The 12,840-nt window shown below is 67.0% G+C and carries 12 protein-coding genes and 1 pseudogene; 8 read left to right on the top strand and 5 right to left on the bottom strand.

Annotated features, from left to right (window positions below):
* The first annotated feature begins 30 nt into the window (after positions 1-30).
* Positions 31-1,734, top strand: a complete 1,704-nt coding sequence (locus DQP58_RS10185) for an MOSC and FAD-binding oxidoreductase domain-containing protein (protein WP_112708292.1) — start codon at positions 31-33, stop codon at positions 1,732-1,734.
* A gap of 3 nt (positions 1,735-1,737) precedes the next feature.
* Here DQP58_RS10185 and DQP58_RS10190 read toward each other — a convergent pair whose 3' ends face one another.
* From DQP58_RS10190 to DQP58_RS10200, 3 genes are all read right to left on the bottom strand, one after another.
* On the bottom strand, positions 1,738-2,478 hold the full coding sequence (locus tag DQP58_RS10190) for an SDR family NAD(P)-dependent oxidoreductase (protein ID WP_112708275.1): 741 nt from the start codon (positions 2,476-2,478) through the stop codon (positions 1,738-1,740).
* 69 nt (positions 2,479-2,547) lie between these two features.
* Positions 2,548-3,345: a family 1 encapsulin nanocompartment shell protein gene (locus DQP58_RS10195; protein WP_066865461.1), complete on the bottom strand. Its 798-nt coding sequence runs from the start codon at positions 3,343-3,345 to the stop codon at positions 2,548-2,550.
* Entirely contained in the window at positions 3,342-4,349 is a 1,008-nt protein-coding gene (locus tag DQP58_RS10200; protein ID WP_112708276.1) for a Dyp-type peroxidase, read from the bottom strand. The genes DQP58_RS10195 and DQP58_RS10200 overlap by 4 nt, the downstream gene beginning before the upstream one ends.
* 280 nt (positions 4,350-4,629) lie before the next feature.
* Here DQP58_RS10200 and DQP58_RS10205 point away from each other — a divergent pair, with 280 nt between their 5' ends.
* The gene (locus tag DQP58_RS10205; protein ID WP_112708293.1) at positions 4,630-5,892 is read left to right on the top strand and encodes a M18 family aminopeptidase; all 1,263 of its coding nucleotides are present in this window, start codon (positions 4,630-4,632) and stop codon (positions 5,890-5,892) included.
* A 10-nt stretch (positions 5,893-5,902) separates the two neighbouring features.
* Here DQP58_RS10205 and DQP58_RS10210 read toward each other — a convergent pair whose 3' ends face one another.
* Complete coding sequence (locus DQP58_RS10210) at positions 5,903-6,259, bottom strand: DoxX family protein (RefSeq protein ID WP_112708277.1); 357 nt, start codon at positions 6,257-6,259, stop codon at positions 5,903-5,905.
* Between the two features lie 398 nt (positions 6,260-6,657).
* Here DQP58_RS10210 and DQP58_RS10215 point away from each other — a divergent pair, with 398 nt between their 5' ends.
* From DQP58_RS10215 to DQP58_RS10225, 3 genes are read left to right on the top strand one after another with little or no spacing between them, the layout of a single operon-like run.
* On the top strand, positions 6,658-7,080 hold the full coding sequence (locus DQP58_RS10215; protein ID WP_205869391.1) for a hypothetical protein: 423 nt from the start codon (positions 6,658-6,660) through the stop codon (positions 7,078-7,080).
* Positions 7,077-8,606 carry a multicopper oxidase family protein gene (locus tag DQP58_RS10220; protein WP_112708278.1) on the top strand — a complete coding sequence of 510 codons (1,530 nt, stop codon included), beginning with the start codon at positions 7,077-7,079 and terminating at the stop codon, positions 8,604-8,606. The genes DQP58_RS10215 and DQP58_RS10220 overlap by 4 nt, the downstream gene beginning before the upstream one ends.
* Before the next feature lie 48 nt (positions 8,607-8,654).
* A complete protein-coding gene (locus DQP58_RS10225; RefSeq protein ID WP_112708279.1) occupies positions 8,655-9,002 on the top strand; it encodes a VOC family protein in 348 nt (115 codons plus the stop codon).
* A gap of 7 nt (positions 9,003-9,009) precedes the next feature.
* On the opposite strand, the gene DQP58_RS10230 is transcribed toward DQP58_RS10225, so the two are convergent.
* Positions 9,010-9,405: a nuclear transport factor 2 family protein gene (locus DQP58_RS10230; RefSeq protein ID WP_112708280.1), complete on the bottom strand. Its 396-nt coding sequence runs from the start codon at positions 9,403-9,405 to the stop codon at positions 9,010-9,012.
* A gap of 124 nt (positions 9,406-9,529) precedes the next feature.
* On the opposite strand from DQP58_RS10230, the gene DQP58_RS10235 reads away from it, so the two are divergent.
* The 3 genes and pseudogenes from DQP58_RS10235 to DQP58_RS27100 all read left to right on the top strand — a co-directional run.
* Entirely contained in the window at positions 9,530-10,315 is a 786-nt protein-coding gene (locus tag DQP58_RS10235) for a helix-turn-helix domain-containing protein (protein ID WP_112708281.1), read from the top strand.
* Positions 10,316-10,379: 64 nt separating this feature from the next.
* A complete protein-coding gene (gene purL, locus DQP58_RS10240; RefSeq protein WP_112708282.1) occupies positions 10,380-12,677 on the top strand; it encodes a phosphoribosylformylglycinamidine synthase subunit PurL in 2,298 nt (765 codons plus the stop codon).
* Positions 12,678-12,696: 19 nt separating this feature from the next.
* Positions 12,697-12,840: pseudogene (locus DQP58_RS27100) on the top strand (CPBP family intramembrane glutamate endopeptidase); the annotation flags it as partial.

The raw sequence follows: 12,840 nt of genomic DNA on the forward strand, positions 1-12,840 counted from the left end.
TGCGGATGCGAGCTGGTTCGAGGTGACATGGTGGGCAGGCTTGTTTCGGTGAACGTGGGCATGCCCAAGAACGTCGAATGGCGGGACAAAACCGTCTACACGGGGATATGGAAGACCCCGGTCGACGGACCGGTCATGGTGCGCCGCTTGAATGTCGACGGCGACGGTCAGGGCGACCTCGCCGGTCACGGCGGTGAACAACGCGCGGTGATGGTGTATCAGAGCGAGTCCTACGACTTCTGGAAAAGCTACCTGCGGCGCGACGATCTGCGGCCCGGGCACTTCGGGGAAAACTTCACGGTCACCGGGCTCGCCGACGATGACGTCTGCGTCGGCGACCGCTATCGCATCGGGGACGCCGAGTTCGAGGTGACCCAGCCGCGCGTCACCTGCTTTCGGGTCGGCCTTCGCCTCGACGAGCCCGACATGCCCAATCTTCTTGTGGCGCAGCATCGCCCGGGATTCTACTTCCGCGTGGTCACCGAGGGCCAGGTGCGAGCCGGTGACGACATCGTGCGGACCCGCCGCGGCCGCCACGAACTCAGCGTCGCCGCTATGGACGCGCTGCTTTATCTACCCGACCGCAACCTCGAGACGCTGCGCAAGGCCATCGACATTCCGGCGCTGAGCCCGGGTTGGCAGCAGTCGTTTCACGAGCTGCTGGCCGCTCACGATGGCGGGGCATCCGCGGTGGTACCGGCCCTACCGGGATGGAAGGGGTTTCGCAACCTGCGGGTCACCCAAACCCGCTGGGAGAGTGCCCAAGTGCTCTCGATCACGCTCGAGGCCGATGACCACAGCCCACTGCCACCGGCACTTCCGGGCCAGTACTTGACGGTCGAGGTCACCGGCGCCGGCGAGCCCGCGCCGCTGCGCAGCTATTCCCTGTCGGATGACTCCTCCGCCGGCTATTACCGCATCAGCGTCAAGCGTGAGGATCACGGCGTGGTGAGCCGGTGGTTGCACACCCATATCAAGCCGGGGTCGGTGATCGCGGCGGCCGCTCCTCGCGGTGACTTCTACCTGACCGAAGACACCGGTCCGGTCATCCTTTTCTCCGCCGGAATCGGTGCGACGCCGGTGCTGGCGATGCTGCACGCCCTGTCCGCGGCCGGAAGCCGGCGCGACATCTGGTGGTTGCACACCACCCGGAGCCGCGAAACGCAGGTGTTCGCAGCCGAAGTCGAGACGCTCATAGGATCGTTACCGCATGCCCGGCAGCGGGTCTTCTATACCGAAACGCAGGGCCGGCTGCGCCGGGAGTCCATCGCGGAACTGGGCTTGCCGACCGACGCCACCGTTTACCTCTGCGGTCCAACCCAATTCATGACGGATCTGCGCGACGCCTTAACCGGCATGGGATTCGATCCGTCCCGGATCCACAGCGAGCTGTTCGGCGCGCTGCCCGCGATCAACCCGGGAATTGTCGATGCGGGCGAGCGCAAGGCGCCCCACCCGCCCGCCGGGGTGCCGGGTACCGGACCGGCGATCACCTTCACGCGCAGCGGATTAACGGTCGCCTGGTCACCCGCGTACCGCAGCATCCTCGATCTCGCCGAAGCATGCGACGTGCCAACCCGATTCTCCTGCCGCAGCGGCGTGTGTCACGTGTGCGTAACCGGAATCGTTTCCGGCACAACCACTTACGTTCAGCCGCCGCTGGAGCCGCCGGGTGACGGATCAGTTCTGATCTGCTCGGCGGCGCCGGAAACCGACGTGGTGCTCGATCTGTAGTCCTCAGGCGACGATTGCTTGCTGCCCTCCGGTCGCATGCAAGACGGCGCCGTTGACGTAGCTGGCCTCCGGCGAGGCGAGAAAAACCACGGCACTGGCGATTTCGCTCGCATCGGCCACCCGCTTCAGCGCAGTGATCGCCGCGATGGTCTCGAGGGCACCCGGAAGCGCGGCCGCCCCAGGCGTTTCCGTCGGCCCCGCGGCCACCGCGTTCACCCGCACACCCGACTCGCCGAATTCATCGGCCCACACGCGGGTCAGCTGCTCCAAGCCGGCTTTGGTGGCCCCGTAGATCCCTGCCCCGCGCGTTGCGAACGACGCTGCGAGGGTGCTCACGTTCACCACCGCACCGTGGCCCCGAGCGGCCATGGCCGGCACCAACTTCTGCACCAGGATGTAGGGCGCATGCAGGTTGACCTTCACGTGCTCGTCGAAGGTCGCGTCGTCGGTATCGGCGGTCGGACCGAATTCATAGATACCGGCGTTGTTGACCAGGATGTCCACCGGCCCGGCCTCGGTGGCCAATCGCCGCACCTCGTCGGCGACGTTGAGATCTGCCGCAACGAAACGAGCTGTACCACCGGCATTCTCGATGTCACGGACGGTTTTGGCGCCACGTTCGGCGTTGCGGCCCTGCACCACGACCTCGGCGCCGCGACGTGCAAGCTGCAGTGCGATTTCCCGGCCGATACCCGATGTAGCGCCGGTCACCAACGCGGTGGAGCCGGCCAAAGGTGTTGCCATCGAAATCCTGCCTCCAGGAGAGAAGTTCCATTCCTTTCCCGGTAAGCAGCGGTTGGTCGGCGTTTATTCCTAGGGGTTCAGCGGGACGGACGCCTCGGCGGTGTAGCACAGGAAGGTCAGCGTCTCCTGCAGATACAGCTGCACGGTGTCCGCGTCATGGCTGGTGTATCCGATCGACACGTCGGTGCCGAGCTGCAGGTCGAAGTCGCCGCCGCGGGTGGTCAGCACGAACGCGCCGTCGATGGCAGGCGCCCAGATGATGTCTCCGGGAACCAGTCGGTCGATGTGTTCGAGGATCGGATATCCGTGTTCGGTGGTCTCGCTGACCCGGGTGTAGACGTCGGCGGACAGCAGCACCGAGTACGGGCCGTCGACGCCGGCCAGCCGGAGTTCGGAGATCGCCTGGGTGATGACATCGGGGATCTCGCGCGGATCGGCCGGCAGGGTCAGCGACTTGTTCGAGCTGGCCGAGCGGATGCCCTCGATCGACGCCGCGGCGTAGCCCTCGAAGATGGCCCGGTCTTCCACGAACGCCAGTTTCTTGGCGGCCTCCTTGACCGGGTCCCAGTCGGAGTCGTTGGCGCCGCGCTCGACGTTGTCGATCTCGTAACGAGACAGGGTGAATGGAACCCTCAAGCGGACAAGGGGTTTGCTCTCCCGCAGATGAGCCTCCACGCCCTCGGTGGGCGACGCCACGTTGGCGAGCCGACCGGTGCTGACGGCGGCGGCGACCGGTCCGCCCGGCTCGCTGACGTCGACGACCCGGCGCCCGGCAATGTGCCGCTTGAAGGTGCGGGTCGCCTCCGTTTCGATCTCGTGCCAGGCGGCGTCGGTGACCGGTGCCAGGTCGCGGTAGAGGTTGTTCATGAGGTTCCTTTCAGGCTGCCGATCGAAAGTGAGCCGTTCTGTGCCACAGGCGTTTCCGCCACCGGCGCTGCGGGCAGCGGCGGTGGATCATCGAGAAAGTCCAGGGTGGGGGAGAAGAACAATCCGCCGGTGACGGCGGTAGAGAAGTCGAGGATGCGGTCGGTGTTGCCCGGGGGGTCGCCGAGGAACATGTTGCGCAACATCTGTTCGGTGACTCGGGGTGTCCGCGAATAGCCGATGAAGTAGGTGCCGTATTCGCTCTTGCCGAGTTCGCCGAACGGCATGTTGTGCCGCACAATCTTCAGTTCCGTGCCGTCGGCGTCGGTGATCACGTTGAGCGCGATGTGGGAGTTGGCCGGCTTCACGTCGTCGTCGAGTTCGATGTCGTCCAGTTTGGTCCGGCCGATCACCCGCTCCTGCTCGGTGACCGAGATCGAATGCCACGACGACATGTCGTGCACGTACTTCTGCACGTGCACATAGCAAGAGCCGGCGAAGTCGGGGTCCTCGTCGCCGATCGCGGTGGCACTGACGGCCAGTGCGCCGTCCGGGTTCTCGGTACCGTCAACGAATCCGAGCAAGTCGCGGTTGTCGAAGTAGCGGAAGCCATGCACCTCGTCGACCACGGTGACCGCGCCGGCCATCGATTTGAGGATCCGGTCGGCCAACTCGAAGCAGACGTCCAAGCTCTCGGCCCTGATGTGGAACAACAGGTCCCCGGGGGTGGCGGGGGCGGTGTGCCGCGGTCCGTTCAGCTCGGTGAACCGGTGCAGTTCGGCGGGTCGCGGTCCGGAGAACAGGCGGTCCCACGCGTCGGAGCCGATCGAGGCGATCGCCGACAACCGCTTCTGCGGTTCGCGGAAGCCGATCGCGCGCACCAGTCCCGGAATCTCGGGCAGCGCGTCGTGCACCGTCGCCTCTCCGCCGTCGTCGATGGTGACCACCAGGAAGATCGCCGCGGGGGTCAACGGTGCGAGGATCGGCTGCGGCTGGACGGGGGGCACTCTGAGGACCCTAGCGTGGCGACGGTGAGCGCCGAAAGCGGCGCGAGCAAGGAGCGCGCAATCGGACCTAGCGTGGCGACGGTGAGCGCCGAAAGCGGCGCGAGCAAGGAGCGCGCAATCGGACCTAGCGCGGCGACGGTGAGCGCCGAAAGCGGCGCGAGCAAGGAGCGCGCAATCGGACCTAGCGTGGCGACGGTGAGCGCCGAAAGCGGCGCGAGCAAGGAGCGCGCAATCGGACCTAGCGTGGCGACGGTGAGCGCGGACAGCCATGATGATCAACATGTCGGCCAGCGCCGCAGGCCTCTGCGATTTCATCGACGCTTCTCCTTCGCCATTTCACGTCTGTGCGACGGTCGGCGCGCGGCTGACCGCCGCCGGGTTCACCGAACTGAACGAGACTCAACGGTGGCCGGAAGAACCGGGCCGCTACTTCGTGGTGCGGGCCGGCTCGCTGGTCGCGTGGAACTCCGACGGCGCCGACGGCCCGTTCCGGATCGTCGGCGCCCACACCGACAGCCCGAACCTGCGGGTCAAACAACATCCCGACCGGGTGGTCGCCGGTTGGCGCGTGCTCGCCTTGGAGCCCTACGGCGGTGCGTGGCTCAACTCCTGGCTGGACCGCGACCTGGGCATCAGCGGGCGGTTGTCGGTGCATGACGGCGGCGCGATCGAGCACCGGCTGGTCCGGATCGACGACCCGATCCTGCGGGTGCCGCAGCTAGCCATTCACCTGGCCGAGGACCGCAAATCGCTCACACTGGACCCGCAGCGCCACGTCAACGCCGTTTGGGGTGTCGGGGCAGAAGCGACGTCATTCCTCGACTTCGTCGCAGAACGCGCCGGGGTGGTGGCGACCGACGTGCTGGCCGCCGACCTGATGACCCACGACCTGACCCCCTCCACGGTGATCGGCGCCGACGCCAGCATGCTGAGCGCTCCCCGGCTGGACAACCAGGCCAGTTGCTATGCGGGCATGGAGGCTATGTTGGCGACCACGCCTCGCGCGTCCATGCCCGTGCTGGTGCTCTTCGACCACGAGGAGGTCGGTTCGTCCTCCGACCACGGTGCCCAGTCCGACCTGCTGGCCACCGTCCTGGAGCGCATCGTGCTCACGGCCGGCGGTACCCGAGAGGACTTCCTACGCCGTCTGCCCGACTCACTGCTGGCCTCGGCGGACATGGCGCACGCCACCCATCCCAACTATCCGGATCGGCACGAGCCCGGCCACCTGATAGAGGTCAACGCCGGACCGGTGCTGAAGGTGCACCCCAACCTGCGTTATGCCACCGACGGACGCACGGCGGCGGCCTTCGCGCTGGCCTGCCGACAGGCCGGGGTCAACCTGCAGCGCTACGAGCACCGCGCCGACCTGCCCTGCGGGTCGACGATAGGGCCGCTCACCGCCGCCCGGACCGGCATCCCGACCGTCGACGTCGGCGCCGCGCAACTGGCGATGCACTCGGCGCGCGAGTTGATGGGCGCGCACGACGTGGCCGCGTACTCGGCCGCGATGCAAGCCTTCTTTTCGCCCGAGTCGTTCTGAGTTCCAATGGCTACACGAAAGCCAGGGTGAGCGCGAAGGTTGCGGCGTTGAGGGCGAGCAGGAACCCGGCAAACGCGAACTGACCGGAAATATCGTTGGCGAGTACGTGGGTGTACATCGCGCAGATGAAGAAGATAGTCAGCCCGGCTGCCGCGGCGACGCCGATTGCCGGAACCCACAGGCCGACTATGAGCCCAAGGGCGCCTGGGGTTTTCAGGGTGCCGATAGGGAACCTCAGCCAGGACAGCGGCACCCCGGCCCGGCGCATGGGCCCAATGATTGGCGCGAAGCGGAGCAGTGCGCTCACGCCCGAGAAGCCGTCGAATGCTATGGCAATTGCCGTCACGATGAGGTATGCGGTGCGCATGTTGGGGTCTTCCGTGGTGGGTCGAATGAGAGCAGAGCCGTCGGTGTCAGCCCGTCGGGACCGGATCCAATCGGAACGAGCCGATCCGGCTGCCCAGCGCCTCGAACTCGTCGGGGCTGCCCTGGCACACCAGGCCAGAGCGCTTCGGAAAACCGACCGATGCTTCGATCGGGTATCGCCGCAGTAGCGGGGTTCATCGCATCTCCCTTTGCGTATCCCGTTGCCGTGGAACGCAATCGGCTGGTGCAGTTCGGACGGAGTAGCCGGCCGTCACCGGCAACTCGTATCCAAGGACGGATCAGCGGGGCGCAAAGTTACACGCGCGAGTAACTTTTCGACGCCCCGCCTCGTCGTCATTTCGTGAGTAGGCAATCCCGATGCCACTACCAGGAGGATCGATGACAGCGGAGAGCTGGTACGGCCCGCGCTGGCCGCGGGTGACCGCCCGTGCCACCAGTGCAACGTTGGCAGTCTTGGCGGTGGCTCAAGCCGCATTCGCCGGCAGTTTCCTGGGTGGGCAGTACAACGCACTGGGGCTGCACTCCGCGGGTGCGAAAGTGACCACGGTGCTTTCCGTCGTCCAGGTGGTGGTGCTGGTGATCGTGAGCAGGACGGGCGGGCCGCGCTGGCCGATCGCAGTCGCGACGCTGGTGAGCGTCCTCTTCATCGCCGAGTTCGCCTCGGGGGAATTGCGGTTGACAGCGTTACACGTTCCGCTCGGGGTGCTGTTGATCGTGGGGATCTTCCAGCTGACCGCATCGGTGTGGCGGTGGCCGCTGGCCGCACCGTCTCGTTCAGCTCAGCAGGATGTGATTCGGTGAACCGGCGTAGCGCGCTGCGGGTGGGCGCTGCCGCGGCTGGAATAGGTTTCGTCGGTGCCGGCTGGCCGCTGGCGGGCGCACTGCTGGGATCGACAGAGTCGGGACGGCTTGTGCGCAGCCAGACGAAACTGCCCGACCGCTATCAAGTCCCGGTGCCGATCCCGGAGCGATTGGCACCGGTCAGCAGCGATGCCGGCACTGACTACTACGAGATCACCCAGCAGATCTCGCACTTGCGCATATTGCCCGAGTTGACCACTGCGGCATGGACGTACAACACGACTTTTCCCGGCCCCACCATCGTTTCCCGGTCCGGCCGCCGAGCCGTGGTGCGGCACCGCAACGCTCTGCCGGTGCCGGTCGTGGTGCATCTGCATGGCGGGCACACCCCGCAAGACCACGATGGATACCCAATCGACTTCATCCTGCCTCAAGGCGATCAATCCAGTGCCGATGGCATGACACGCAATAGCGTTGTCGGACAGCGTGAATACGTTTATCCGATGAAACAGCGGGCCGCTACCTTGTGGTACCACGATCACCGCATGGGGTATACGGGCGCCGCTGTGTGGCACGGCCTGGCCGGTTTTCACGTGATCCATGACGATGAGGAAGACGCATTGCCGCTGCCTCGCGCCGGGCGCGATATTCCGTTGATGATCACCGATCGTGCCTTCGCCGCCGATGGCTCCTTTCGGTACCCCGCCGCGGACGGCGGCGGCGTAACCGGCGACTACATGAATGGCGTCCTTGGTGACGTCATCCTCGTCAACGGCGCGCCGTGGCCGGTGCTGCAGACCGACCCGGCCCGCTATCGCTTGCGGCTACTGAACGCATCCAACGCCCGTCGCTACCGACTCCAATTAGACCCGCAGCCGCCCGGCGGGTCGGCGCTGGTGCAGATCGGCAGTGATGGCGGATTGCTCGCGAGACCGGTCGGCCACGATTTCATCGACATCGCTCCGGCGGAACGCTTTGATGTTGTGGTCGATTTCAGCCGTTACCGGCGCGGGACAAGTGTGCGCCTGGTCAACCTGCTGGGTACCGAAAACGCCGGTGAGGTCATGCGATTCGACATCGTCGGCGCCGACCGCTCCGATGAGTCGGCCATCCCTGAACGGCTCAGCAGTAGCGCAGCGGATCTCAACCGACACGATGCCGTGGCCACCCGCACGTTCCTCTTCCGCCTCGGAAGAGGGGGCGCGTGGACGATCAATGACCTGTCGTATCAACCGGGCCGGGCGCTGGCGCGTCCCAAGCTCGGTACCGCAGAAATCTGGCGGTTCATCACCGAATTCCACCATCCCGTCCACGTGCACCTGAACCCGTTCCAAGTGATCTCCCGCAACAATCGCGCACCGGGACGGTTCGACGCGGGCTGGAAGGACACCGTGGATGTCCGGCCGGCCGAGGCGGTCGAAATCCTCATCCGATTCACCGACTACACCGGCTCATACCTTCTGCATTGCCACAATCTCGAGCACGAAGACATGGCCATGATGGCCGACTTCGTGACGGTGGATTAGCCGTGCGTTCCTTCCGCCCGGACCCGATCACGCCTAGGGTCTGGCGGTGTGGCGCTCAACGTGGAGATGCTGACCTTCGACTGCGACGACCCGGCCGAGCTGGCCGCCTGGTGGGCTGCCCAGTTCGGCGGCACGACGCACGATGTGCTCGCCGGCGAGTTCACGGCGGTGACTTTTGAAGAAGGGCTGCGGCTCGGATTCCAGAAGGTGCCCGACCCGACGCCCGGAAAGAACCGCGTGCACCTCGATTTGAGTGTGGCCGACGTCGACGCCGAGGCGTCCCGGCTGACGGCGGCCGGAGCGACCGAGGTCGGCCGGCACCAATTCGGCGACACCTTCCGCTGGGTGGTGCTGGCCGACCCCGAGGGCAACGTGTTCTGCGTCGTGCGTCAGTAGCGGTCGCTCAGCGCTGACCGTGGAAAGCGGGCTCGTAGCGGATGACGTTCTCCACCACGATTCCGTCGCGGGTGCGGACCCGGTCGATGCCCCGAATCTGAAACGGTCCGTCGGGGCCGGTGCCATGACCGACGTAGTGCAAGAACACGAGTTCCTCACCTTCGGCGGCAGCAGGGACGGTAGCGCTGTCGATCACCTCGAGTCGCAAATCGGGTGCAGCCTCCAGCAATTCGGCGATTTTCGCCGTATACGCCTCGATTCCCCGGACCGGCTCCGCATCGCCGGGCCAGTAGCCGACGATGTCCTCGGCGAGGATGTCGAAGCCGCGCGACATGGTGGGTGCGGCCCAGTATGCCGCGAAAACCTCGGCGCTGAACTTCGGCGCGGATTGGACGTCCGTCATGGTTCCTCCTTAGATCGGGCGCTCCGATCGAGCGCGTGCAGCAAGCGTGTCGCCGCGCAGTGCGGCATCGCAATTACCTGCGAGGTCATCGCCGTGAGCGCGCAGACGTGGTTACCGTGGCCTGGTGAGTCAAGCGGCGGTCGGTGCCTTGTTGCGCGAATGGCGGACGCGACGGCGCGTGAGTCAGCTCGATCTCTCGCTGAGCGTCGGCGTCTCGGCGCGGCACCTGAGTTTCATCGAGACGGGACGCTCGCGCCCCAGTCCGGAAATGGTGCTCACCCTCGCCGACGGACTCGATATACCGCTGCGGGAACGTAACACGCTGCTGCTCGCCGCAGGTTTCGCGCCGCGTTACCAATCGCGACCGCTCGAGGACCCTGCCCTTTCGCCAGCTCGCGAAGCGGTGCAACGCCTGCTCGATGCCCACGACCCCTACCCGGGCATCCTCATCGACCGCTGCTGGAACATCGTGGGGACCAACGCCGCAGCCTCCGCGCTGACCGCCGGCCTACCCGAGGAGCTGCTGGGTCCGCCGGCCAACGTCTACCGGTTGTGCTTGCATCCCGACGGCCTGGCCGGACGCACCCTGAATTTCCCGGACTGGGCCGGCTACCTGCTGCACCAACTACGGCGCACCGTCGCGCTCACCGGCGACCCGGGAGTGGCGGCGCTCGACAAGGAGGTGCGCGACTACCCCGGTGTCGCTGCCGCGGCCGAAGCGCGGCGCACGCCGGAGAGCGCGTCGCTGCTCATTCCGTTCATCCTCGACGTCGGCGGGGGCCGACGGTTGTCCATGTTCACGACGCTGACGACGTTCGGGACGCCGCTGGAGGTCACCCTCGCCGAACTGGCCGTCGAATTGTTCTACCCCGCCGACGCCGAAACCGCAGACCTCCTCCGCGGCGTCTAGGTCCCGCTGTGCCTGCTGGGGCGGCGAGAGCGCCTGCACGCCGCCCAGCCCTAGACTGTCTGGCGTGACCGTCCCCGGTACCAGCGCGCCCACCCAGGCCATCGACACCGTTGAGCACGCCGCGGCCACTCCCGACGAGCCGCAACCGTTCGCCGAGCTGGGCCTCAAAGACGACGAGTACCAGCGCATCCGCGAGATCCTGGGCCGCCGCCCCACCGACACCGAGCTGGCGATGTACTCGGTGATGTGGAGCGAGCACTGCTCCTACAAGTCATCCAAGGTGCACCTGCGCTACTTCGGCGAGACCACCACCGACGAGATGCGCACCGGCATGCTGGCCGGGATCGGCGAGAACGCCGGCGTGGTCGACATCGGCGACGGCTGGGCCGTCACCTTCAAGGTCGAATCGCACAACCACCCGTCCTACGTCGAGCCCTACCAGGGTGCGGCCACCGGAGTCGGCGGCATCGTCCGCGACATCATGGCGATGGGCGCGCGACCGGTCGCGGTGATGGACCAGCTTCGGTTCGGCGCGGCCGATGCGCCGGACACCCGCCGTGTGGTCGACGGCGTGGTGCGCGGCATCGGCGGTTACGGCAACTCGTTGGGCCTGCCCAACATCGGCGGCGAAACCGTCTTCGACGCCTGCTACGCCGGCAACCCCTTGGTCAACGCCATGTGCGTCGGCGTCTTGCGCCAAGAGGACCTGCACCTGGCCTTCGCCTCGGGCACCGGGAACAAGATCATCCTGTTCGGGGCCCGCACCGGGCTGGACGGCATCGGCGGGGTGTCGGTGCTGGCATCGGACACCTTCGACGCGGAGAACTCGCGCAAGAAGCTGCCCTCGGTTCAGGTGGGCGACCCGTTCATGGAGAAGGTGCTCATCGAGTGCTGCCTCGAGCTGTACGCCGGTCATCTGGTGGTCGGCATCCAGGACCTGGGCGGCGCCGGATTATCCTGCGCCACTTCGGAATTGGCCTCGGCTGGCGACGGTGGCATGGCGATCCAGCTCGAGACCGTGCCGCTGCGCACCACCGGCATGACGCCCGCGGAAATCCTGTGCAGCGAGTCCCAGGAGCGGATGTGCGCGGTGGTCACCCCGGACAACGTCGACGCCTTCTTGGCGGTATGCCGCAAGTGGGACGTGCTGGCCACCGTGATCGGTGAGGTCACCGACGGCGACCGGTTGCGAATCACCTGGCACGGCCAGACCGTCGTCGACGTCCCGCCGCGCACCGTCGCCCACGAAGGCCCGGTCTACCAACGACCGGTCGCCCGCCCCGATACGCAGGACGCCCTGAACGCGGACAGGTCGACCCGGCTGCCACGACCGTCCACCGGCGACGAACTGCGCGCCACCTTGCTTGCGCTGCTGGGCAGTCCGCACCTGTGCAGCCGCGCCTTCATCACCGAGCAGTACGACCGATACGTGCGCGGCAACACGGTGCTGGCCGAGCACGCCGACGGCGGCATGCTGCGCGTCGACGAGTCCACCGGCCGCGGGATCGCCCTGTCGACCGACGCCTCCGGCCGCTACACGAAGCTGGATCCCTACGCCGGAGCCCAGCTCGCGCTGGCCGAGGCCTACCGCAACGTGGCGGTCACCGGAGCGGCCCCCGTCGCGGTGACCAACTGCCTGAACTTCGGTTCACCCGAGGACCCCGGTGTGATGTGGCAGTTCTCGCAGGCGGTCAAGGGACTCGCCGATGGCTGTGCGGCACTGGGGATTCCGGTCACCGGCGGCAACGTCAGCTTCTACAACCAGACGGGCTCGGCGGCGATCCTGCCCACCCCGGTGGTCGGGGTGCTGGGCGTCATCGACGACGTCGCCCGCCGCATCCCCACCGGCCTGGGCACCGAGCCCGGGGAAACCCTCATGCTGCTCGGCGAGACCCGCGACGAGTTCGACGGCTCGATCTGGGCCCAGGTGACCGCCGACCACCTGGGCGGTCTGCCGCCCCAGGTCGACCTGGCCCGCGAGAAGCTGCTGGGTGAGGTGCTGCGCTCGGCATCGCGCGACGGCCTAGTGTCCGCGGCGCACGACCTGTCCGAAGGCGGCCTCGCGCAGGCCGTCGTCGAAGCGGCCCTGGCCGGTGAAACCGGTTGCCGCATCGTGCTTCCCGAGGGCGTCGATCCGTTCGTGACGTTGTTCTCCGAGTCGGCCGGCCGCGTGCTGGTGGCGGTACCGCGCACCGAGGAGAGCCGGTTCCGGTCGATGTGCGAGGCGCGGGGGCTGCCGGCGGTGCGCATCGGCGTGGTCGACCAGGCCTCCGACGCGGTCGAGGTGCAGGGCCTGTTCACGATTCCCCTGGCCGAACTGCGCGAGACCTCCGAGGCGGTGTTGCCGCGGCTCTTCGGATGAATGCCCGCGGCGAATCCTGATGTCCGACAGACTCTTTCGTCGGATCCGTGCCCTGTCGTTGGCCGCCGCCCTGGTTGGCTGGAGTCTCGTCGGCCCGAGGCTGCCGGCCACCTGGCGGACAGCGCTGCAGGCCGTGGTGGGCGGGGCGCTGGCGTTGATCACG

The organism is Mycobacterium colombiense, from assembly GCF_003284975.1.
Taxonomy (GTDB): Bacteria; Actinomycetota; Actinomycetes; order Mycobacteriales; family Mycobacteriaceae; genus Mycobacterium; species Mycobacterium europaeum_A.